Consider the following 23141-nt stretch of genomic DNA (forward strand, 5'->3'; position numbering starts at 1 on the left):
ATGCAATTAATTTATACAACGAAATAAGATTACACTTATCTTTAGACTTTAGAACACCGAATATGGTATACAAATTATCAGCGTAAAATCAATTTTAACCTGTAGCCATATTTCAGGACAAGACATGCTGAAAAACTTAATCTACATATCAATAATATCAATTTTCATAATCTCTTGTGACTTAAAAACAGCAGATGACTATTACAATATAGCATTTGATTTAGAGGAAAAAGGAGAATATGAAAAAGCTATTCCGTTTTTGGATAAAGCAATCGAAAAAAGACCTAATTTTCGACCTGCGCTTATAAATCGAGGTGCTGACAAATCAGTAATTGGAGATTATATTGGAGCTATTGAAGACTACCAAAAAATCATTGAATTTGACCCAAAAAACACTATGGTTTTAATGAACATTGGGAATAATTATAAAAGGCTCAAACAATATGAAAAATCGATTAAATTTTACACAAAAGCTTTAGAAACTAAAGGGGCAATTAAATCCGATAGCATTTACTTGGAAATTAACTTTCTAAATGAATGGGACAAAGATTCTGATTATTACGTTAGAAAACACGAAATCGAATATGAACGTGGAATTTCATATGTCTATGCAAAAAAATATGAGAGTGGAATTCAAGATTTGGAAAAAGCAATTAAATACAATTATGAATTGCCAGACGCATTGAGTTGGACTGGACAAGCATACTATGAAATGAAAGACACATTAAATGCAAAAAAATTTTTGACTCAAGCAGCAAAATACGGACTAATAGACGCAAAGGAACTATTAGAAAAAATGGAAAGTGAAAAATGAAACTATTTCTAAATATTATAAAATGGATTTTGATTATCCTTTTCTTTCCACTTTCTCTGATTTTTGTGGCATACTATAGACAAAAAAGAGAAAAGAAAACTTATTGGATAAACGAAAATGAATAAAAAAGCACTACTTACAACACCGGCTATAATTCATTGCTTCTGACTTTCCTCTCGGAAAGTCCTCGCAAATTTGCTATCTTCGGTTTACGGCGGAAAATCCTCTCGGATTTTCACGCAACGAAACCATAGCCAAAACGTTAGCTGTAATGGTAGCGCAGAATCAAGAATCTAATGTAATTATAAATCAAAAAACCTGACGTTATATTTTCATAAAACAATAGTAGATTTTATTAAGGACGCTTCTTAAATGTTTGGCGAAATTTGTACCAACATTTAAAAACAGAAAAAATGAAAATCGTAATTACAGGTTCACTCGGAAACATCAGCAAATCTCTTGCTATTGAATTGGTACAAAAAGGGCATTCGGTTACAGTTATTAGCAGTAACCTTTCAAAACAAAAAGAAATTAAAGATTTGGGAGCAATTCCTGCCATTGGATCGATCTATTGAAGACGTAACATTTTTAACCAAAACGTTCAAAGGTGCTGACGTTGTATATTGCATGTTACCTCCTTTCAAATTTAAAGAAAATCCTAACCTTGACGCAAGAGCCGAAGCTTTTAGACTTGCTCAAAATTATACCAAAGCAATTGAACAGGCTGGTATAAAACGGGTAATTCATTTAAGCAGTATCGGTGCTCATCTGGAATTTGGCAACGGTCTTCTTGCCTTTCATTTTATGGCAGAAAAAGTTTTCAAAGAATTACCGCATGATGTGGTTGTTACTACAATGAGACCTGTTGGCTTTTACTACAACGTGTACGATTTTGTAGAGTCTATTAAAGGAAATGGTTTTCTTGATAGTTTTATCGGAAAGATATTAACCATTAAATATTATGGTTTAAAGGGCTTTCTCCAAGGAAAAAAAGGACTAATTATGTCTAATTATGGTACCAAAGACAAAATGCCTTGGGTTTCGCCAATTGATATTGCTACTGCCATTGCAGATGAAATAATTACTGTAAGCAATTACAGAAAAGTGAGGTACCTGGCAAGTGAGGATTTAACCTGTCAAGAAATAGCAACAATTTTGGGAAATGCCATTGGAAAACCCTATTTGAAATGGGAAACTATCAGTGATAAACAAATGTTTAGTGCTTTAAAACAGTTTAAAATGCCAGACAGTTTAGCTCAAGACATTACCGAAATGAATGCAAGTATGCGTAGCGGATTACTATTTGAAGACTATTACAAAAACGTACCAAAGTTGGGTACTGTAAAATGGAAAGAATTTACCAAAGAATTTGCAGATAAATACCATCAACAATAAATATCAAACCATGAAATTCAAAAAATCAATACTTATTTGTGCATTTGTTTTATTAAAAACACAAATGACAATTGCTCAAGCAAATACTGTTACTTTAGATGTTGTAGGCTTTAAAAACAACGATGGCAAGTGCCTCGTATACGTTCACGACAAAAAAGACGGTTTTCCGAATAAGAATCAGATCAAAGAAATCTACTTCCCTATCGTGGATAAAAGATGTGTTGCTACGATAACTTTAGATACTACAGGTGTATATTCCATAACCGTACTACACGATGAAAATAGCAATAACCAAATGGATGATAATTTTTTTGGCAAGCCGAAGGAGGGATTTGGTGTATCGAATAATCGTATAATTACTTTCAAACGACCTAAATTTGAAGATGCTGCTTTTATGTTCAATGGACAGCCATTGCATGCTATTATAAAGTTGAACTATTATTAATATGACCTTAAAAAAATGGATATATTAGATAGCTTTCTTGAGTTTTTTAAAGATAAAAACAAGCCTCTGCTTCTTTACGCATTGCTTTGCTTTTTTGGAGGATTGATTTGTCTACTTTTGAGTAAATACAGCAATCTTCAGGTTTCAGGTGTTAGTGCTTGGGCAAAGCCTTTTAACTTTTTTATTTCCATAAGTATTTTTGCATTCTCTATGGCTTTATATTTAGACTATTTAGACAATCAAAAACAAGTAACTATTTATTGTTGGAGTTTTATGATTTTTTTATCTATTGAGTTGTTAATGATTGCTGTACAAGCGGCACGTGGCAGAAAATCACATTATAATATAGATACACCATTGGATAGAGTTATTTTTGCGTTAATGGGTTTGTCTATAACTGTAATATTAATTCATACCATTTATATTACATTTTTGTTTTTTATTCAAAAACAATTTAGTGTTAGTGACGAAATGATTTTGGCTATAAAATTAAGTTTAATAATTATGGTTATATTTATGTTGGAAGGCTATGTAATGATAAGCCTTTCTAAGCATACCATTGGTTCAGAAGATGTTACCAAAGGGATACCTGCTTTTAATTGGAGTAAAAATTATGGTGATTTGAGAGTGGCACATTTTTTTGGAATGCACGCTTTACAAATCATTCCAATTCTTACATTTGTTTTGGCAAGTACTAAAAGAGATGTTTACCTTATAGCTTTTCTGTATTTTGTTTTTGTTACATTTACATTGATTCAGGCTTGGCAAGGGAGGCCATTCATTAAATAAAACTATGGAAAATAGTACACCGTTCAGAATTAAAACAATTAGTGAATAACACAACATTTTAGGTGTTTCTAAACCACAACACCCGTTAATTAGCCTAATAAGTTTAGAAAATTTCAAGCCTGTTGCAAGCAATACCAAAATCAGCGTTGTGTTCGATTTCTACATGGTTTCATTAAAACGTAATTTCACAGGAAATATCAACTATTTATATGGGCAACAACCGTACGACTTTGATGCGGGTATTTTATTTTTTATTGCTCCGAATCAAGTGTTCTCGTTTTATGCCGATGATGATTATACTAGTACAGGCTGGATGTTACTTATCCATCCTGATTTTTTATGGAATACCGTTTTAGCCAAAAATATTACAAAGTATGAGTATTTTAAATATTCTGTAAATGAAGCATTGCATCTTTCCGAAAATGAAGAAACCATTATTGAAAACCTAATTCAAAATATTCAACAAGAATATCGTAGTAACATTGATAAATTCAGCGAAACAATCATAATTACACAAATCGAAACCCTTTTAACCTACGCTGACCGTTTTTATAATCGCCAATTTCTTATCCGAAAAAAGGTTAATCATCAAATTTTAAATCGTTTAGAAGCCATTCTTATTGACTATTTCAACAATGATGATTTGCTGCTAACAAAAGGAATACCGACTGTGCAATTTATTGCCGAAAAACTAGCAGTATCGCCAAATTATTTGAGTGGCTTGCTCAAAATTTTGACTAGCAAAAGCACACAAGAGCACATTCACGACAAATTAATAGAAAAAGCAAAAGAAAATTGTCTACTACCAACTTGTCAATGAGTGAAATCGCATATCAATTAGGTTTTGAATATCCGCAGACATTTGGAAGCTTATTTAAGAAAAAAACAAACTTCTCACCTTTGGAATTTAGACAATCTTTCAACTAAAAACCACTACAGCTAACCGCCGTTTGGCAAGATTGCGAATTTTGTGGTAAAATCACGTTTACGTTTCGCAAGAACTTTTATCTTTAACGAAAAATTTAAGGTTACGAAGTTCGCAACCTCGCCAAGCGGCCAACCGTTAGGTGCAAGTCGAAAAAACCGATATGAAAAAAACAAAGAGCGGAAAATTTATTGAATGGACACCGATTTTCGACATAAAAAATAGCGGATATTTTGCTGGAGTGGATAATGACGGAAATTGGTTCGCCGATACAGCCGAAGGACTAAAATCCCTCGATGAAGGCGGTGGAATTGGAATTCTACCGATACTCAAAATGACCAGAGACGAATTTGACTCATACCTGAATGAAAAAATCAGGAGTTCGGATTTAAAACCTGATTCTAAATTATCGGAATTAGCAACTAAAATAATGCACTTGAGTTTTGGAATTTCGACTTACTGGGCGGAATTAGGAATTGAATGGTTGAATGAATCTGAAATCAGCTCGGACTTGAAAAAGACATTGAATTATTTGATTGAACATAAAATGTATAGTCAGAAATTCAGACATAAAGCATTTACAAAAATTAAACAATACGAACGGAAAAAGACCAGCACCTAACATTGGCTATAATTCATTTTGGACTTGCAATAAAAAGTCGGACATTTTTTCTAAGACCTATGCTACATTTTTAAATTGATAAAATTCTTGTTCTACTTCATAAGGAGTTTTATACCCTAAAAAGGAGTGTAAAGGTTTCCTATTGTACCATATTTCGATGTACTCAAAAACAGCTGTTTTAGCCTGCTCAATAGTTTTAAAATCATCATCATAAATAAGTTCAACCTTTAATGTTTTAAAGAAGGATTCAGCAACGGCATTATCCCAACAATTACCCTTTCTACTCATAGATTGGGTTACCAAAGGGTTGGATTTAATAAAAGTTCTAAATGTTTTTAAGGCGTATTGTATCCCTCGATCTGAGTGAAATATTAACCCCATGTTTATAGTACGCTTGTTTACAGCCATTTTCCATGCAGGAATAATAGTTTGATTGGTATGTAAACTTGTGCTTAATGACCAACCTATTACCTGCCTATCAAACAAATCAATAATCGTGGTTAGGTACAGCCAACCTTGATTGGTCTGGATGTAAGTGATATCGCTGACCCAAGCTTCATTCAACCTACTTGGGTTAAAGTTCCTGTTCAGCAGATTTCTGCAAACAGGATAACCGTGGTTGGAATCTGTAGTTGCCTTAAACCTCCTTTTGTGTTTGCTTGCCCAATTGTTCATCCTCATAATTTTAGCCACTCTGCATCTGGATATACAGTACCCTTTGCGTTTTAGTTGTTCTGCTATTCTTGTGGAGCCATAACGCTGTTTACTCAGGTCAAATTCCTTTTTTATTAAATCTGTAAACAAGCTATTTTCAAATGTTCGTTTTGATGGTCCTGATGTGTACCATCTATAAAAACTGCTCCTACTTACTTTAAAAACTTTGCACATCTTCTCGATGGGGTATAAATGCCTATAGCTGGCTATAAATCCATAGATTTGCCATCGTTCTTGGAGAAGATGTGCACGGCCTTTTTTAATATCTCAAGTTCAAGTTCCTTTTCTCTAAGAGCTTTACGCAATCTTTTAACTTCTAATGTGTCATCAGGTATTGCTTTTTCTGGCTTAGGAGATATTGTTGTTTTAGCTGCCTTACGCCATTTATAAATCCTTTGGACTTCTAAACCCAACTCGTCTGCTAATTCTTTTATATTCTCTCGTTGGTAACTTAACCGAACTGCTTGCTCCTTTAATTCAGGGCTGTAATATCGTTTTTTCATGTTTCTAAGATATTTGTTTTGTAACAAACAGTCTTAAATTTTATGTCCGAGGAAAGTTAGCAAATCCACGCCAGATACCGGTGCAGTTTTAAATCACTTAAACTGAAAAATAGGTTAATATTAATTTAAAAATAACTTCAAATTCCTAAACCTTGACCACCTCCAACTTGAATGGTTTCTGCTGTTAAAAAAGAGGCATCATTACTTACTAAAAAGGAAATAACAGAAGCGACTTCTTCTGGTTGTCCTAATCTGCCTAGAACGATGTTATTTTTCCAAGAAGCAAATACATCTGGGTTTGAAGATTTAATTTCTTTGTGGAAAGGTGTATCGATAGTTCCTGGTGAAACGGCATTTACTCTAATTCCATATTCTGCCAAATCTTTAGCTAAAGCTCTGGTTAAAGTATGAACTGCGGCTTTTGAAGTTCCATAAACTCCTGCACCTGGACCACCAGCATTCCAACCTGCAATAGATGTATAATTTATAATTGATGGATTATCACCTTTTTTAAGAAACGGAATAGCTGCTCTTGAAGCAAAGAAAGTTGAATCTAAATTTAAAGCCATTACAAATCTATAAAATTCAGTAGTCATACCTTCAAACCTAGATCTTCCTCCTAGTCCGCCTGCATTATTTACTAAAACATCTATTTTTCCGTATTTTTCACCAATTGTATTAATATTTGCTGTTACTTCTTCTTCTTTAGTAACATCAAATCCATAATATTCAGATTTAATTCCTAATGCTGTTAGCTCTTCTACTCGTTTTGCACCTGCTTCATCTTCAATACCATTCAATACTATAGTGTATCCATCGTTTCCTAATCTTTTTGCTACTTCAAAACCAATGCCTCCTGTAGCTCCTGTAATTACAGCTACTTTTCCTTTAAAATTACTCATATTTATAAATTTTGATTTATTATCGTTTATATTAAATTACTCTATTGACTCTATGTTTTTTGCGAAATAATATATAGCACCAACACCTAAAGGCACAAAAATGGCTATGGCTATAAAAATGGGTGTATATGAAACTTCTGCTATTATGGGAACTAAAAAATTCATGATGATAACCGAAAACACACCAACCATTCCGCCTAAACCTGCTAATGATCCTACTGATTTTCCGCTAAATAAATCACTTGGTAGCGTTTGAACATTTCCAATTGCAAATTGAAAACCAAATAGTACAATAAATACTATTGAAACAAAGCGCTCTGGCGTAGAAGCAAATAAAACTGTAGCCACTAAACCTAATACCATAATAATACCACCAATTAAAATGGTTGTTTTTCTGCCTTTATTAATAGAATTTGTGTTAGAAATTATTTTTCCTGAAACATAACCTCCTGCAATGCTACCAAGTGCAGCACCAACATAAGGTACCCATGCAAACATGCCCACTTCTTTTACATTAAATCCGTAAACATCAAAAAGATAAATAGGCATCCAACCTACAAAAAGCCACCAAATAGGTTCTAGAAAAAAACGACCAACTACTATAGCCCATGATTCTTTGTGTGAAAGAATTTCTTTTAAACTTAGACCTTTAGTGCTTTCTGTGGCATTTTGATCGGCTTTACTTTGTCCTTCTATGATATATTTTTGTTCTTCTTCTGTTATCCAAGGATGCTTTTTTGGTCCTGCTTTATTGATTAATAACCAAGGAATAATCCATAAAATACCAAAAGAACCTACAACCATAAAGGTTATTCTCCATCCAAAAGCTACGAATAACATTGCAATAAATGGTGGTGCAATTACAGAACCAATGGATGCACCAGCATTAAACAAGCCTTGTGCTATAGCGCGTTCTTTTATAGGAAACCATTCTGCATTACTTTTTACGCCACCTGGCCAGTTGCCAGCTTCAGATAGTCCTAAAGTACTTCTAAAAAATGCTATTGAAAATAAGCCGCGTACAGTAGAATGTAAAAATGACGACAAGCCCCAAACACCAATACTTATTACATAACCTATTCGAGTGCCTACTTTATCAAATAATTTTCCTGAAAACAATTGCCCAAGCGCATAGGCAACCATGAAAATATTAAGTATTAAACTGTAATCGTTTTTTGTTAATCCTAAAGATTTGGAAATTGAACCTTCTACATTTTCATTACCCCACATAATGGAAAGCGCACTTCTATCAATGTAATTTATTACCGTAGCTAGAAATATTAATCCAATAATTAACCAACGTAATCCTTTAATTTTCATGTTTTTAAGTTTAATAATAGACCAAGAAACTTTTTAAAAACATAGCAATAAAATACTATGCTTATTTAAAAGCCATACACTTTAATAAACTTAGTAGCGATTAGATATACTTCTTTTGAAATAAAACTGAAGAATGTTTAAGTAATTGCTATAATAAGTTTAGTGTTCCCTCCTATTTGTTTATTTTATTTTTTTTTAGATTAAGGAGAAGGCGTGCAATTTCAACTTAATCAAGTGTTTATTCATATTTATATATTGTAACAATATTGATACAGTGCCTTAAAATGTATTTTCATTTTTTCTCTGGCTAACTGCGGATTTCTATCTTTAATAGCTTCATAAATATCTGTATGTTCTTGTATTCCTACAAAAGCTTGATTTTCATCACAAACATGATATTTTGCGAAGTTTGTTATAATCTCTGGTGTTATAGTTAACATAAACGTATTCATGGTACTATTTTTACTAGCTCGTGCTATTGCCAAGTGAAATAATAAATCTTCTTGTACAGCATCTTGATTGTTTAACACCTTTTTTGAATAGGCACTTAATGCATCTTCCATATCTTTTAAATCGTCGTCTGTTCTTCTTAAAGATGCAAGTTTAACTGTTTTTAATTCTAATAAGATTCGTGTTTCTACAAGCGATTTAAAATCTGGTTCTTCCAAACGTAAAATGTCATCAATCATTCCATTCATAGCTATTACACCAATATTGGCTACAAATGTGCCACTTTGTGGAATTGATTTTAGTAAACCGTAATATTCTAATTTTTGAATAGCATCACGAACATTGCTTCTGCTTACTTCAAACTTGTCTGAAAGCATACGCTCTGAAGGTAATTTGTCGCCAGGTTCTAAATTTTTATAATTTATTAATTCTCTAATCTTGCTGATTATTGAATTTTGAACCTCTTGATTCTCACTTACTACTAACGTCTCTAATTTCATTTTAAATCTTTATGAATTGGTTAACCAGATATTGTCGATAAAATTATAAAAAAATACGGAATCTATCTTGTTTTTCCTAAAAGGAAAATTATATTATTTATGAGACACTTCTAGTTCGTAATATTTAACCTTTGCAAAAGCTCCTTCATCTCTTGATTGAAAATAATTTCCTGCCTTGAAATAGTTTTCAAAAATTCCCCATTTTTTCATGTGAATATTTTCATAAACTTTATATTCGCTGTTATTTAAAACCACTACCATCTTTCCATCGGAAACTTTTACTTCTAGTGTAAATTTTCCAAAACCTACTTCTTGTTCAAAATTAAAACCTTTATCATCATCCCAAGCTTCTTCGTGTAATAGCGCATCGCCTGATAAACTAATGTTTTTTACTTCTTTAGTTTTTACTCGAATTTTCCCATTTTCCCAATAAATTTTTAAAATAGGTGGTGCGTTGTTATCTTTTTGTCCTATCAAATCGCGTTGTTCATTGGTTAAGCGTCCATGAATTTGCATAATTATAACCTTGTGATACTTACCATCTGCATCTTTTGAAACCGATTCCATGGCCAATTTTCCCTTAATTGTTCCACCTTGTGCAAAAGTCCAATTCACGTTATTGTCTCCAGGCACCATTTGTTCACGTAATTCGGAACGAGAATACTTGGTGTTAGCTGTAGTGGCTTCACTTGGATATGCATAAAATACTAATGCGCCACTGGTAGAATCATTATACATATAAGGTATTAATCGTTCATCTGTAGCATAATTTAATATTTGTGGCGGCTCAACATTTGTAGCGCTACCTTTTTCATTTAATTGCGGTGTAGTAACACTCCAATGGCTTAGATCTATATTAGGTAACTTGTATCTTTTTTTCTTTTTGTCTTGAGAGTTGGCACTAATTGACAGAAAAGCTACCATTACTATCAGCACAAAATTTTTTAAATAGGTAACATTTCTTTTCATTTTTTTGTTTTATTATAATTAATCATATTGAAAAACTTAAAAACCAATTTCAGTATTTAACTGAATAAAGAAATTGGTTTTTATAAACTTTATTAATACCCCGGATTTTGTGGTATTGTGATTTTGTTATTTGTATCTAACTCAATTTGAGGGATTGGTAATAACAAGCTATTTGCATCTACTCTTTCTAACAAAATAGGTAATGTAACATCTTCTGTATTTTGAGTATAAAAAGAATATAACATTGGATGAATTGTTGTGAAATGATTTTCCATTATCCCTACAGCATTAAGTGTTGGTAGCGTAGTACCATAGCGCAATATATCGTACCATCGTTGGTTTTCAGCAATAAATTCCCAACGTCTTTCATTTGCAACAACAAGGTCAAACTTGGCAGGTGTATTTATATCAGTGGTAGTTAAAGGTGTGGTTAATCCTGCTCTTGCTCTAACCAGATTAATGTATCTTAACGAATTAGCATCTGCACTTCCTGCTGCTTCTGCATACATTAACAACACATCTGCATAACGTATAATTGGGAAATCAAATTCTGAGTCATCTCTTACTAATAGCTGATACCAAAATTTTGTATAAAATAATTTTTGAGGTACACTAGCATCTGATGAAGCACGAATAAACCCTCTACGAACATCGGATGTATTAAAAGAATCATACAGTTCTTGTCCTGGAGCATTGTCGCCTTGATTTGAAACTACAAAAACAACATTACCATTGGCATCTCTAGAATGTGCTGCTGGAGCAAAACTAGTGGTGAATGTTGAGCCTAAATTACCTTGACCTGATTTATAACGGATTGTAAATAATATTTCCTTGTTTAATTCATTTGTAGTTGAAAAAACATTTGCATAACTACTTTCTAAACCATAACCACTGGCTGCAATGACATCTGTTAATAAAGGCAACGCTTCAGATTTACGACCTAATGTTAAATACACTTTAGCTAGTAAAGCTTTTGCAGACCACGCATTTGCTTTTCCTGCATTTGCAGCAGTAATGCTTGTGTATTTAGCAGTATTTCCATTGGCTATAGCGTTTTGCAAATCGGCAATAATTAAATTATAGACTAAATTTTTATCAACTCTATTAATAACAGAAGCATCAACAGATGATACAGGCTCGTGTACCAGAAACACATCTCCAAAAAGACGCACTAAGTTGAAGTAATGATACGCTCTTAAAAAACTAGCTTGTGAAGCTACGTCTTTAATATCTGCAGCAGAAGCATCAATAGAATTATTACCATATACAATAGAACCATTACTATAATTAACATTCATTTTATCTAACAAAATATTAGTGTTTTTGATGTTAACATAAGAGTAGTACCAAAAGTTTTTCAAATTAGTATCGTTAGTATCTATAAAGAAACAATCATACGATAGAAAAAGGATATTATCTGGAGAAGTAGTTGCTATTTGATTCATTACCGCATTATCAGAACGTAATTCTGTAAATTTCCATTCTTCGGCTGCTGGTAACCTCATACCTGCATAACAAGCGTTTAGTGCAGTGTTCAATTCGGCTGTATTAGAAAAATAAATTTCTTCTGTAATATACGATTGCGGATCGATAGTGATAAAATCTTCACCACAACTGGTAACACTTAAAAGTAATACGCCAATTAAAAATTTATATACTATTTTCATACGAAATATTTTTTATAATTAAAATTTAACATCAAAACCTAAAACCAATGTTCTTGGTATTGGATAACCACCTCTATCATAGCCAGTAACCAGAGTATTTGAATATGTACCACCAGAGCGTCTGCTTTCTGGGTTTAATCCTCTAAAATCTTTAGCTGTTATGTATAGTAAGTTTTGCCCTGTAAAATACATTCTAAGTTGTTTTAAACCAATTTGTTTAACCCATTTATCATCTAAGGTATAACCAAATGTTAAGTCTCTTAAAGCAACATATGATGCATCGTCAATACCATAATCGGTTAAAACCCAATGTATACCACCATTTGTTTCGTATGGTGTTTTACCATCACCTGGATTTGATGGACTTACCCAACGGTTTTTAGTATAATTTGTAACCTGTCTTCTTGCTTCATTATAACCAGTATCTCCTTGGTACATTTCAATACCTTGAACACCTTGAAACGAGAATGACAAATCAAAACCTTTGTATTCGAAGGTATTAGTTATTCCCCAAGTAAAATCGGCATACGGATCGCCTATTACAGTTCTATCATCGGCATTAATAAAACCATCCTCATTAAAATCTACAAGTTTTAAAGCACCAGGAGTTAATGTTCCAATTGAAACGTTTGAGGTTGTAAATCCAGAATCATCAATTTCTTGTTGTGATAACCAAACACCATCGGTTTTATAGCCATAAAATTGTACTAATGGACTACCAACTTGTGAAATATATTGTTCACCTCTTTCACCTGTTTGTGGCGTTTCAGCATTACCTCCAAAATCGGTTAATTTAAGTCTGTTTGATGCATAATTTGCTGTAGTTGACCATTTAAAATTTTCGGTAGAAATATTAGTTGTTGATAATTCAATTTCATGACCACGATTACGAAGACTACCAACGTTATTCCATGATAATGCTGTACCAGAGAATAATTGGTTGTTTGTTTGTAAAAGTAACTTATCGGTATTAGACTCATAAAACTCTGCCGATAAATTAACCCTGTTTCTAAACAAACCTAAATCGAAACCTAAATTGGTTGAAACTGTTGTTTCCCAAGTAATGTCTGCATTTGCTCCAACTGCATTTGGTGTAACTTGCCCATTTGCAACTGTACCATTACCAGAACCAGAAACATAGTTAGCACCTTCCAAAACATTTAAATAAGGATTGTAAGCATTACTACCACCTAATTTATCGGTACGGTTATTTCCTGTTTCTCCATAAGCAGCTCTAAAATTTAATCTGCTAATAACATCTGATGATTTTATAAAATCTAATCTTGCTAAGTTAACACCTCCTGAAACTGAAGGGAATGTTCCCCATTTATTTCCTGGACCAAATTGTGATGCACCATCCGTTCTTATGGTACCAGTTATGTTAAATAACCCATCATAAGAATATACTAACCTTCCATAGTATGATAATAAAGCGGTAGCATTTTTAATTTCACCTCCTGGGTCTGATGAAGAGTTCAAATTTGCCTTTACTATAGTACCTGCATTGTTAAAGGTTCTAATATTTTCATTTGGATAATTTTGACCTGTAAAGCTTGAATAATAATAATCTGTTCTTTGTGCAGAAAAACCAGCTAAAACATTAAATGAGTGTTTATTGAAATCTTTTATATAATTTAAAGTATTCTCAGATAATAAATCTTTATAATTATTTCTTATATAAACAGCATAATTTTGATTTGTTTCAGAATTTGCATTTGTTCCAACCCACTGTAACCTATCGGAGTATTTGTAGTAGGCATTAGCTGAAGTTTTAAATGTTAAATCTTTAGTGATTTTATAAGTTAAATCGAAACTTGATTGAATTCTAAACTCCTCTTGATCATCATCTTGTAAATTTAAAACCTTAAATGGATTAATACTACTTGTTGTCCATGGATTAGAAAGGTTTGTACTTGTATATGTAGTACCGTCTGGCATTAAATAATTTGGAAACACCAAACTATAAAAGTGTTGTGGGTTAGCATAATCTCCAACCTGCACATCTGAATATGCTCCACCTGATTGAATAAATGCTAAAGTTTCTGCAGTATGTTTTACAGGAATAAATGTTGGAAACCTGAAATAATCCCTATAATCATTGGCTGGTCTTTGCGTTTCACTGTAAGTAGGCGCAATATTTACACCAACCGATAATTTATCATTTAAATCGGCGTCTAACTTTAATCTGAATTGGTATTTTTCATAGTTACTTTTTTGCATCATACTTTCATCACCATTGTAAGCACCTGAAATTCTATATCTTATTGATTTTGAACCACCAGACGCACTTAAACCTATGTTTCTAAATACTCCTGTTCTCATAAATTCATCCTGATATTCAGTACCTTTTCCATCAAGAAAATTTTGCTCGAAAATGTATTGCTTTTGAAACCCAATAGATACCGTAGGAACCGTACCTGTCCATAAAGGATCGTTTAATCTTAGCTCACGCTCTGCATACAATTGCCTAACATAATCTGAAGCTGATTGAACATCATATAATTTATAAGCACTTTTAAAACCAACTGAGTGATTAAAGCTGTATGTAGTTTTTTTATCACTACCACTTTTAGTGGTTACCAAAATAACACCATTTGCACCTCTTGAACCATAAATAGCTGCTGATGAAGCATCTTTCAACACAGATATATCTTGAACATCGGCCATGTTTATAGATGCTAAACCGTCATCAATAGGCTGACCATCAACAACAACTAAAGGATCTGGACTAGCATTAATTGAAGCTTGCCCTCTAATTCTAATCACTGGCGATTCGCCGGCGGCTGAAGAAGTATTTTGAATTTGTACACCTGCAACTTTTCCTTGAAGTGCTTGATCTACTCTAGAAACAGGCAATTGATCCATGTTTTCATTTTTATAGGTAGAAATAGAACTGGTTATATTTGATTTTTTTAGAGAACCATAACCAACTACAACAACCTCATCAAGTTTTGCAACATCTTCTGCAAGTGTTATATTTACTGTTTTTTGGTCTTTAAAAATTTGAACTTGGGTTACAAATCCAATATAAGAAAATTGTAAAATATCGCCATTTTTTACTTCTATTTGATAATTACCATCAAAATCGGTGGTAGTTCCTTTTGATGTGTTTTTAACAATAACATTCACTCCAGGTATTGGCATATTATCTGTAGCAGATATTACCTGTCCCTTCAATACAGCTTTCTGTGCGAACAAACTCATATTGAACACTAATATTATAATTAAAATTAGCTTAGTTTTTAAATTCATAATTAGTTTTTTTATGTTTTAAAATGTAAAGTTTTTTAGTTTGTTTAATACTAAATTTGGTTTTTTAGAAAAATTCTAATTTGGTTTCACTTTATAAAAACATAATAATTCGCAGAAATTTATATAAATTTGCTATACATGTTTTTTATTTAAGTAATAGCGTGTAATAAGTTTTACTTCCCTCCTAAAAGAAGTAAACCATTTTAAAAAGGATAGGCGTGCACCTGTCCTTTTTTTTTAATTTTTATTTTATTGTTAATGCCATTTCTGAGTATTGATTATTAGTTTTATTGGATAACCAAATTGGTAAACCAATCTGGTTATCCAAATATAAATAAAATTATTATAATAGCAATGCTTAGTTTAAAATAATTATTATAAAGACATTTATTTTGTAGTAAAATAATACTACAAAAGCATCAATAAGGTTTTTTATATTTTTTTATCACCAAAATATGATACTTTGTTACCACTTAAGAAATCTTCTCTTACGGGACTGAAAGTGTCTATTAATATTCCTGCTTCCAAACAAACTGCACTATGCAATAAATTTGGCTCTATATAAACACCATCACCAGCTTCTACAATTTTCTTGTTACCATCAATTACAAATTCAAATTTACCTGACACGCAATAAGTAGCTTGAGTATGAAAATGTTGATGTGGTGCACCTAACGCACCTTTTTCAAATTTTACTTTTACCATCATAATTTGATTATCATACCCTAAGAATTTTCTAGATACACCTCCACCAAGCTCTTCCCAGTCTATATCTTTTGTAATGATGTACTTTTCACTAAATCGTTTCATATTATTTTAATTTTTAAGTATTTCTGTTAATTTATAAACACCTATCCATTCATAGGTTATATCATCTATTTTTATTTGATGGTTGCTTGTTTTTGATTGATCATTTAATGAAAATAAAAACAGGTAATTTTTATTAGATTTAGTTTCTATTTCAATAGCCATATATAAATGATCACTGTAAACCACTTTTAGATTTTTTACACTACTAAAAGCATTTGTAGCTATTTCATCAACAGGATTGTAATGCCCATGAGATTCTAATAAAGACACAAAATAGGTGTCTTTACTATTGGGTTTTCTAATAATGAAACTAGGTTCTTTACGTAAATTAAAATTTGGATCGTTTGCACCAATTCTTGCGAAAATTAATTCATCGGTTTTTGAAGTAATTGTTGTAAGTGTATAAAAACGTTGTGCATTAAACCATGATACTTGTGCATTTTCTGTTAATGTTTTACCACTAGCCTCTTTCCAAAGATGTTGATAACCATTTTTATTACCCAATGGTTTTAAAGATTCTGCCGTTTCATAATCAAAATTAGTAGACATTAATTGCCCCATATAGTAATAAGGTAAATCGTATTGATTTTCATTTTCAGAAGTTACTTTTACTATATCTAAAAGAAACGAATTTTCAAAATTATCATTTTTAATAAGCGCCATGGTTCTGTGAATTTCAGTTCCTGGATACGCATTGGTTTCCTTTGCGCTAATTAATTGTACTTTAGGGTTTGAAGCATCAAACAAATAAATTTCTGAATGGTGCAAACTACCTGTTTCAAAATCTCCATTAAAATGTGAAGTTTCGTTTTGAACAATGGTATTATGAGTTATGGTTTGTTTAGCCCAAGTAGTGTTTTCTTTTAAATAATTACCACCACCCTTTTGTTGTATGTTTACAAAACGAGCCATTCCATAATCTTGTATCACTTCACAACCTCCTTCATAATAAGAAAATGACAGTTTATCGTAATGACCATGACTTAAACCTTGTGCGGAATATTTCATAACCAATGAAAGTTCCCCTTTTGATCCTGGAAATCTTAAAATAGCAACACCACCTTCATCTCCATTTTTCCCATCGCTAAGATTTATAGATTTTTTTACAAACGGTGTTTCTAAACCATTACGAACGCCTATGGCTACAGCCAATCCAGAATCGTCTAACTGCACTTCGCCTTGTTGTTTAGCTATTGACAGTAAATTGGTGTTATTCCCACCAAAAAAGTAACCAATATTTACAGCTGAAACCAACTCTCGAGAATAATATGACATACCTTTTTGTCCATCATTTAAAGGAAAAAAATTACCATCGGCATCAGTTAAATTTAACAGTGTATTTATCGATTTTAGCAAAACACCATCTTTATATTCAAAAATTTTAAGCTCTGGTTTTACATTTTGTAACGCTTCGGCGAATACTAAAAAAGGATACATAGCATATCGCTGATAATAAGGTCCTTCGGTATAATAACCATCAGGTGAAAAAGGTTCTTCTAAATTAGCTAGAAATCCTACTTTTTGTCCTGGTTTTTTAATAAAACCACCATCGTTATCTTTAGCATCAGGATCAATATTATCGGTTTTTAAACCATGCAAAGCACGGTCTAATAACTTAGCGTCATCCATAACCAAAGCAATCATGCCTACAGCAACATTACCCCAAGTACTGTGGTTATGAACTCGGTTAAAAAACTGCGGATTGTTAATTGAAATAAAATCTGCAAATGGTTTAAATAGGTTTTTTTCTAAATGATTACGTTCTTTTTCGGTTAAATAATTATAAACACAATCATAAGCTTGTGCTACATAAACCAACCAATTAGAATCATTTAAACATTGCCAAAATAATTTACCACGTGCATACGAACGTGTTTGCGGGTGTACGGGTAAAGTTGGATATAACTTAGCATACGCCATTAACATATCCTTTACATAATTTGCATAGAGTTCATCATCTAATATTTGATATAAAACCCCTGCTTTTTGTAATATTAAAAAGTTCTTTTTATGTCGTTCGTGTGTATAACCTCCCGAAAAATCTTTAGGTATAGGCACTTCGATACCTGCTAAAATTTCAGCATCTACTTCCGCTTTAACTTTTGCTAATGTTTCATCAAAAAGTGGCACATTGCCTAATTGAGCTTTTATACTTTCTACACCAGATTTAGTTAAAATTAAACTTGGGTGTTCTTGTTTTTTTATTTTTTTTGCATTAGTATCTCCTTTAGTTTGCGCTTTACACGATGCACTAAATATTACTAAAACTATAAAAGCAATTTGAACCTTGTTTTTTAAAAACATGCGTATTCTTTTTTATGATGAAGCCAACAAAAGCCTACATTTATTTACAACTATATTGAACAACCTTTTTGTACTACTTAAAACTATGATTAAATTTTAAAAATTTAACCGTTACAAATAATTGGTTTACCAATTTGGTTTACCAAATATAGGTTTAATTTTTTAGGTGTCAAAACATAAAAAGTATTTTAACGTTTTTTGAATGAAATTGTATGAGTTATTGAAGCAAAAACTAAATGCAATACATAAACTTTAATACATAAGTTTAAGTGCTAGGTTTTGCACAATTTCAATACTTCCTGAGTTATTAATAGTATTATTTACAGGTTTTTGACCCTTTTCTCCCCATAAAACAGCGATGGTTTTAACTGGATTATTTTGAAATGTATTATTAGAAATGTCTACATTTACAATACCTCTATTTTTTATTAGAATACCGTCTAATTTTCCTGAATTTGAAAAAATATTACCATTAAGATTTAAGTTTCCTCCTATAGTTGATTCATCATAACCTCCACGATAATAATCTAAAACAACACCTTGTATGTTATCAAATTTTGAATTGGTTATGGTTAAAAACTCAGCATTATAATCGCCTCCATCATTGGTTTCTTTATTAAGCATAAATCCGTTTTCACAATCTTTAATTACTGTATTTGAAACCGTTATACTATCAGCAAACGAGCCTTTTGAAACTTCTAAAACACTTTTAAAATTTGAAATCTCGGTATTTTCAATATTTAAGTTATAAGTTTTACTCATGTATTTATCAAGCGTTGTAAACGCGTTTTGATTTGAATTTCCTTTTAAAAGCACATTTTTAAGTGTTAAATTACCTTTAGGATGTATTTCGAAAGCTGTTTTGGGCGAAGAAAAAACTAGTGATGCTTTATTAGTTTCATCTGAAACGATAGAAATTGTTTTGTTGATTATTATACTTGAACTTATATGATAAACACCTTTTTTAAGTATTACCACATCACCAGATTTGGCTTTTTTGATAACTTTTATAAGTGATGAAACCGAAGAAATTTTATAAGTTTTTGGCTCTAGTATTTCATTTTCAACTGAAAACCAATTTGTACCGTACTTAGTTTTATCGATTAAAATATTGTTTTTTACAGGATACACAATAGCACCTATACTATTGCCACTAGCTGTTCTATTGGTTCCAAATAAATCGTTGGTTATGGTTTCAAAATCAAAACCCTCATACGTATTGCTTATATTTTCATTAAGCACAAACAAGTTGGTTGATTTCTTTTCCAATAAAATTGATTCCATTTTCAAACCATTAGGTTTTACTTCACTATTGTAATCATGGTTAATAACGTTGTTTTTAAATTTTACACCATCTACTTTATCATAATTTACAATAGGATTTTCATCAGGTATTTCATTATATATTAGATTGTTTGCTACAATAACACGCTCTGGTCGTTCCGAACGAATTTCGGATGGTGGCAATACCTCTTTCTGACTTACATTTGAACCTACACTAAATTGCCAAGGCGATTTGCAATCGATAAACGAATTATATGCTATAACAGCATCGGTTACTTGGTTGTAACGATTTAATGGCGATTTTGGAATGCCATTCATAACAGCTAAAGCACTTCTAAAAGCTTCACCTTTAATTTTATAGAAATAGTTATTGGTAATCCAATGTCCTGTATTAATAACTCGAATACCACCCATAAATTTTGAGTTTTCGTTACCAATAAATATGTTGCCATCAATTTTGGCGTAATTACCATGTCTTAACACCAAAGAACCTTCACTTTCAAAAAAAACATTGTTTCTAAATTCATTAAAATTGGATTTGCTTGAAATTATTTCTATTTCGCCATTACATCTATCAAATAAATTATTGGCTACTAGTGTATGCGATGGCGTCATGGAAGTACCACTATCACCCAACTGAATGGTTTCTCCATGTGGTCCACCTTTTCGTGGACGTGGTCCAAAATAATTATTAATTATTTGGTGATAATTATAAATATTTTCGTTGCCTTCTAACTTTATCATTATAGTTGGCCCAAAATTATATTTTCCTGTAATGTAGCAATAGCTTACCTCGTTATGCCTACCCCAAAACTCAATCCAATGGTCGCTTACATCCCTATCAGGTTGAGTAAATGCTTCAATTACACATTGGGTTATTTTACAATGGTTTGCAATAGTATCATTATCAATTTTAAATTGAATAACATTTTTTGAAGGCGTATAACCATTTTTAAAATACAATCCATTAACTTCCAAATAACTACCTCCTAGTTGTAAGTTTGAAACGCCTTCAATAGTTACCTTTCCTTTTTCTTCAGCTGTTAGAATTATAGGGTTTTCTTTAGTTCCTTTTCCATAAAACTTAATTTCAACATCCTTCCAAATACCATTGGCAAGCACAATTTTAGTTCCTGCTTGACTATTTTTTATGGCTGATTTAAGTTCTATCTCATTGTTTACCTTAACTGTATTTGTTTGAGCTAAAGGTTTGAATGACACAAAAAAGACAAATAGACTTGAAATAAATACAAATACCTTCATTATTTAATTAATCTTATTTTAGTTTTAGTTTTTTTTATTTTAAAATTTAAGCTTCAAGCCATAGCTTTTGAACACTATTTAAATCGCGTTTCATGGCATCAAAAATAACTTTTTTATCAACTGTAATTTCTTGATTTCCTTTTTCTGCGCCACCTAAATCGTACTCTAAATGTAAAGATACAGGTGGTTTTATTTTATATTGTTTTAGAAGTTTAAAATACTTTGTAAAATCTACCATACCTTCACCTATTGGTACATTTAATGCCTCCCACTTACCATTTACAATACCCCATTTAAAATCTTTTATAACCATTACTTTTATATTTGGATATAGTAATTGAAGTCCATTTTCCCAGGAATAACCACCTTCAACCATTGCATGTCTTATATCGTATTGTGTTCCAAAATGTTGTTTATTAACAGTTTCAAGGATTTTTTTAACTTCCCAATATGAAGCACCAACACTTGTACCAGCATGGTTTTGATAACAACCAATTAAAGCTAGTTTTTCGTTCAAATGTCCTAAGTTTTTAATCTCTTCTTGATAAATTTGAAGGCTATTTTCCATAGAAACACCTTCTTTGTACTTAAACCAATTTGTTCTATAATATGAAATTTGTTCTTTTGATGCTGCTTCTAAAATAGCGACATCTAAAGCATTGTTTGTACTCTCAATACTAGTTGTAATCATTTTACAATTTACGCCGCTAGCCTTAATAGCCTTTACTGCTTTAGGTAGTTCGGTTTTTACCAATTCGGGTAACACATGCCCATTAGGACGCACTGTTAAATCTACCCCCGAAAATCCCATTTCAGCAGCCATTTCACCAGTAGTTTTATAATCTAAAAATTGCAGATGCTTAGAAAAAATACTAATATCTAGCTTATCATTTGACTCTGAAAAATCTGGAAATGAAAATGCAGAAAACTGCAACAAACTAGCTGCACAGGCACTTTTAGCAATAAATTCTCTTCTAGAAACAACCATATTATACTCTTTTTAATTTATGACTATGATAAAGATACTATTAATTAAACCATTATACTTTATACACAAAAAGCCTTTAATTACTAAAGGCTTTTTGAATAAAAAACAAAAATTCAATACCAAACTATTTATTATTCAATAATTATTTTTTTAGTTGTGCTGCTACCTTCTGCATTAATTTTTAATAGATAAATGCCTTTAGATAAATCAGAAACTGAAAGTTGATTATCTTTTAAAGATGATTGTGATTTTACTTTTTGACCTAATAAAGTGTATAATTCAACAGAAGATATTTTTACATTATTAGCCTCGATTGAGATAACATCTTTTGCTGGGTTTGGGTATATTTTTAATTTACTAGCCAATTCATTTTCAGAAACACTAAGTGGTGCTTGACCAGTAACAGATTGCCAAGTATTACCTATTCTAATTTCATCTAAAATTGTGGTTGGAGTTCTCGCATTCGATTCTAAACTTAATCTAACAACTACTATATTATTTCTTGATCCTGTTGAAGAATCAGCAGAAGTATCAACAGTTGGTGCTGGTTCTAAACCAGATATATTTGGGTTAATCCATATTTTAGATAGTTGATTTGCAATATCATAAGCAATTACAACAAACACATCATCGCCAGTATTAAAAACTGTTGGAGACCAAGCAGCTGCAGATGTACTATTAGTTTCAGAAACACCAACATTAAAAGTAGTTTCACTCACTTTTCTAAGATATACAGCTGAACAATAATTGTAACCATTCGAATTACTGTTAACTTTTCCAAATGAATAAATAAAACCGCCAGCAAGATCAGTTACTAAAGATTGATCTGTAACTTTAAATATAAAAGAAGAATATATTATACCTGACGAACCTTGATCTGGAATTGGAATTACAGGATCATCTGAACCACCTTGAAATTGTATAGCTTCACCTGTTTGAGAAAAAGCTAACTGATTTGGTAAACCAGACCAAAATGGCGATGCAACCATAAATGGATCTCCATTAGTATTGGTTGTGTATGTACTTAACCAAGGACCCAAATTACCTCCAACACTTACAAGTGTAGTAAGCGGATTAGGATCTGCAGTTACAGTATAATTAAAACCTTCATAATAAGGTAAAGTAACTTGCCCAAACGACAAAGCCGTTGTTAAAAACAAATTAAAAAGTAAAATTTTTTTCATAATGTAATAGTTTATAGTTGTTATTAAAATTTATAATCTGT

General features: G+C 31.7%; 21 protein-coding genes. 8 read left to right on the forward strand and 13 right to left on the reverse strand.

Annotated features, from left to right (window positions below; translation table 11 throughout):
- Positions 1 to 124: 124 nt before the first annotated feature.
- The 8 genes from ACFQ1R_RS11705 to ACFQ1R_RS11740 all read left to right on the forward strand — a co-directional run bounded on the left by ACFQ1R_RS11705 (position 125) and on the right by ACFQ1R_RS11740 (position 4990).
- Entirely contained in the window at positions 125 to 814 is a 690-nt protein-coding gene (locus ACFQ1R_RS11705) for a tetratricopeptide repeat protein (RefSeq protein ID WP_379926413.1), read from the forward strand.
- A 413-nt stretch (positions 815 to 1227) separates the two neighbouring features.
- A complete protein-coding gene (locus ACFQ1R_RS11710) occupies positions 1228 to 1389 on the forward strand; it encodes a hypothetical protein (RefSeq protein WP_379926414.1) in 162 nt (53 codons plus the stop codon).
- Positions 1373 to 2209, forward strand: a complete 837-nt coding sequence (locus ACFQ1R_RS11715) for an NmrA family NAD(P)-binding protein (protein WP_379926415.1) — start codon at positions 1373 to 1375, stop codon at positions 2207 to 2209. Before ACFQ1R_RS11710 ends, ACFQ1R_RS11715 begins: the two co-directional genes overlap by 17 nt.
- A 10-nt stretch (positions 2210 to 2219) precedes the next feature.
- Positions 2220 to 2654 carry a DUF2141 domain-containing protein gene (locus ACFQ1R_RS11720; RefSeq protein WP_379926416.1) on the forward strand — a complete coding sequence of 145 codons (435 nt, stop codon included), beginning with the start codon at positions 2220 to 2222 and terminating at the stop codon, positions 2652 to 2654.
- Between the two features lie 15 nt (positions 2655 to 2669).
- On the forward strand, positions 2670 to 3443 hold the full coding sequence (locus ACFQ1R_RS11725; RefSeq protein ID WP_379926417.1) for a hypothetical protein: 774 nt from the start codon (positions 2670 to 2672) through the stop codon (positions 3441 to 3443).
- Between the two features lie 148 nt (positions 3444 to 3591).
- Entirely contained in the window at positions 3592 to 4263 is a 672-nt protein-coding gene (locus tag ACFQ1R_RS11730) for a helix-turn-helix domain-containing protein (protein WP_379926418.1), read from the forward strand.
- Entirely contained in the window at positions 4260 to 4370 is a 111-nt protein-coding gene (locus tag ACFQ1R_RS11735) for a helix-turn-helix domain-containing protein (protein ID WP_379926419.1), read from the forward strand. Before ACFQ1R_RS11730 ends, ACFQ1R_RS11735 begins: the two co-directional genes overlap by 4 nt.
- Positions 4371 to 4531: 161 nt before the next feature.
- A complete protein-coding gene (locus tag ACFQ1R_RS11740; RefSeq protein ID WP_379926421.1) occupies positions 4532 to 4990 on the forward strand; it encodes a hypothetical protein in 459 nt (152 codons plus the stop codon).
- A gap of 57 nt (positions 4991 to 5047) precedes the next feature.
- On the opposite strand, the gene ACFQ1R_RS11745 is transcribed toward ACFQ1R_RS11740, so the two are convergent.
- From ACFQ1R_RS11745 to ACFQ1R_RS11805, 13 genes are all read right to left on the reverse strand, one after another.
- Positions 5048 to 5968, reverse strand: a complete 921-nt coding sequence (locus ACFQ1R_RS11745; RefSeq protein WP_379926656.1) for an IS3 family transposase — start codon at positions 5966 to 5968, stop codon at positions 5048 to 5050.
- Complete coding sequence (locus tag ACFQ1R_RS11750) at positions 5911 to 6207, reverse strand: transposase (protein ID WP_379926422.1); 297 nt, start codon at positions 6205 to 6207, stop codon at positions 5911 to 5913. Before ACFQ1R_RS11750 ends, ACFQ1R_RS11745 begins: the two co-directional genes overlap by 58 nt.
- Positions 6208 to 6344: 137 nt before the next feature.
- Complete coding sequence (locus ACFQ1R_RS11755) at positions 6345 to 7109, reverse strand: SDR family NAD(P)-dependent oxidoreductase (RefSeq protein ID WP_379926423.1); 765 nt, start codon at positions 7107 to 7109, stop codon at positions 6345 to 6347.
- Positions 7110 to 7145: 36 nt separating this feature from the next.
- Positions 7146 to 8429: an MFS transporter gene (locus tag ACFQ1R_RS11760; protein ID WP_379926424.1), complete on the reverse strand. Its 1284-nt coding sequence runs from the start codon at positions 8427 to 8429 to the stop codon at positions 7146 to 7148.
- Between the two features lie 248 nt (positions 8430 to 8677).
- Positions 8678 to 9379, reverse strand: coding sequence for a FadR/GntR family transcriptional regulator (locus tag ACFQ1R_RS11765; RefSeq protein ID WP_379926425.1), 702 nt, complete (start codon positions 9377 to 9379; stop codon positions 8678 to 8680).
- Between the two features lie 93 nt (positions 9380 to 9472).
- Entirely contained in the window at positions 9473 to 10303 is an 831-nt protein-coding gene (locus ACFQ1R_RS11770) for a polysaccharide lyase family 7 protein (protein ID WP_379926657.1), read from the reverse strand.
- A 137-nt stretch (positions 10304 to 10440) separates the two neighbouring features.
- Positions 10441 to 12015 (reverse strand): RagB/SusD family nutrient uptake outer membrane protein, encoded by a 1575-nt coding sequence (locus ACFQ1R_RS11775; RefSeq protein ID WP_379926426.1) that lies wholly within the window; start codon positions 12013 to 12015, stop codon positions 10441 to 10443.
- A gap of 18 nt (positions 12016 to 12033) precedes the next feature.
- The gene (locus ACFQ1R_RS11780; protein ID WP_379926427.1) at positions 12034 to 15267 is read right to left on the reverse strand and encodes a SusC/RagA family TonB-linked outer membrane protein; all 3234 of its coding nucleotides are present in this window, start codon (positions 15265 to 15267) and stop codon (positions 12034 to 12036) included.
- A gap of 432 nt (positions 15268 to 15699) precedes the next feature.
- Positions 15700 to 16077: a cupin domain-containing protein gene (locus ACFQ1R_RS11785; RefSeq protein ID WP_379926428.1), complete on the reverse strand. Its 378-nt coding sequence runs from the start codon at positions 16075 to 16077 to the stop codon at positions 15700 to 15702.
- A gap of 6 nt (positions 16078 to 16083) precedes the next feature.
- Positions 16084 to 18381, reverse strand: coding sequence for an alginate lyase family protein (locus ACFQ1R_RS11790; RefSeq protein WP_379926429.1), 2298 nt, complete (start codon positions 18379 to 18381; stop codon positions 16084 to 16086).
- Positions 18382 to 18633: 252 nt separating this feature from the next.
- Complete coding sequence (locus ACFQ1R_RS11795) at positions 18634 to 20928, reverse strand: chondroitinase-B domain-containing protein (protein WP_379926430.1); 2295 nt, start codon at positions 20926 to 20928, stop codon at positions 18634 to 18636.
- A 46-nt stretch (positions 20929 to 20974) separates the two neighbouring features.
- Complete coding sequence (locus tag ACFQ1R_RS11800) at positions 20975 to 21916, reverse strand: sugar phosphate isomerase/epimerase family protein (protein ID WP_379926431.1); 942 nt, start codon at positions 21914 to 21916, stop codon at positions 20975 to 20977.
- A gap of 131 nt (positions 21917 to 22047) precedes the next feature.
- Positions 22048 to 23100 (reverse strand): T9SS type A sorting domain-containing protein, encoded by a 1053-nt coding sequence (locus ACFQ1R_RS11805; protein WP_379926432.1) that lies wholly within the window; start codon positions 23098 to 23100, stop codon positions 22048 to 22050.
- Positions 23101 to 23141: the final 41 nt, after the last annotated feature.

The sequence above is a fragment of the Mariniflexile jejuense genome (assembly GCF_042675665.1).
GTDB classification, from domain to species: domain Bacteria; phylum Bacteroidota; class Bacteroidia; order Flavobacteriales; family Flavobacteriaceae; genus Mariniflexile; species Mariniflexile jejuense.

What these genes read in the sequence shown, in the direction of transcription:
- ACFQ1R_RS11750 (WP_379926422.1), bottom strand. Translation starts at nt 6,207, where the DNA reads ATGAAAAAACGATATTACAGCCCTGAATTAAAGGAGCAAGCAGTTCGG.
- ACFQ1R_RS11720 (WP_379926416.1), top strand. Translation starts at nt 2,220, where the DNA reads ATGAAATTCAAAAAATCAATACTTATTTGTGCATTTGTTTTATTAAAA.
- ACFQ1R_RS11755 (WP_379926423.1), bottom strand. Translation starts at nt 7,109, where the DNA reads ATGAGTAATTTTAAAGGAAAAGTAGCTGTAATTACAGGAGCTACAGGA.
- ACFQ1R_RS11775 (WP_379926426.1), bottom strand. Translation starts at nt 12,015, where the DNA reads ATGAAAATAGTATATAAATTTTTAATTGGCGTATTACTTTTAAGTGTT.
- ACFQ1R_RS11795 (WP_379926430.1), bottom strand. Translation starts at nt 20,928, where the DNA reads ATGAAGGTATTTGTATTTATTTCAAGTCTATTTGTCTTTTTTGTGTCA.
- ACFQ1R_RS11770 (WP_379926657.1), bottom strand. Translation starts at nt 10,303, where the DNA reads ATGGTAGCTTTTCTGTCAATTAGTGCCAACTCTCAAGACAAAAAGAAA.
- ACFQ1R_RS11805 (WP_379926432.1), bottom strand. Translation starts at nt 23,100, where the DNA reads ATGAAAAAAATTTTACTTTTTAATTTGTTTTTAACAACGGCTTTGTCG.
- ACFQ1R_RS11735 (WP_379926419.1), top strand. Translation starts at nt 4,260, where the DNA reads ATGAGTGAAATCGCATATCAATTAGGTTTTGAATATCCGCAGACATTT.
- ACFQ1R_RS11765 (WP_379926425.1), bottom strand. Translation starts at nt 9,379, where the DNA reads ATGAAATTAGAGACGTTAGTAGTAAGTGAGAATCAAGAGGTTCAAAAT.
- ACFQ1R_RS11780 (WP_379926427.1), bottom strand. Translation starts at nt 15,267, where the DNA reads ATGAATTTAAAAACTAAGCTAATTTTAATTATAATATTAGTGTTCAAT.
- ACFQ1R_RS11760 (WP_379926424.1), bottom strand. Translation starts at nt 8,429, where the DNA reads ATGAAAATTAAAGGATTACGTTGGTTAATTATTGGATTAATATTTCTA.
- ACFQ1R_RS11785 (WP_379926428.1), bottom strand. Translation starts at nt 16,077, where the DNA reads ATGAAACGATTTAGTGAAAAGTACATCATTACAAAAGATATAGACTGG.
- ACFQ1R_RS11725 (WP_379926417.1), top strand. Translation starts at nt 2,670, where the DNA reads ATGGATATATTAGATAGCTTTCTTGAGTTTTTTAAAGATAAAAACAAG.
- ACFQ1R_RS11710 (WP_379926414.1), top strand. Translation starts at nt 1,228, where the DNA reads ATGAAAATCGTAATTACAGGTTCACTCGGAAACATCAGCAAATCTCTT.
- ACFQ1R_RS11740 (WP_379926421.1), top strand. Translation starts at nt 4,532, where the DNA reads ATGAAAAAAACAAAGAGCGGAAAATTTATTGAATGGACACCGATTTTC.
- ACFQ1R_RS11790 (WP_379926429.1), bottom strand. Translation starts at nt 18,381, where the DNA reads ATGTTTTTAAAAAACAAGGTTCAAATTGCTTTTATAGTTTTAGTAATA.
- ACFQ1R_RS11800 (WP_379926431.1), bottom strand. Translation starts at nt 21,916, where the DNA reads ATGGTTGTTTCTAGAAGAGAATTTATTGCTAAAAGTGCCTGTGCAGCT.
- ACFQ1R_RS11705 (WP_379926413.1), top strand. Translation starts at nt 125, where the DNA reads ATGCTGAAAAACTTAATCTACATATCAATAATATCAATTTTCATAATC.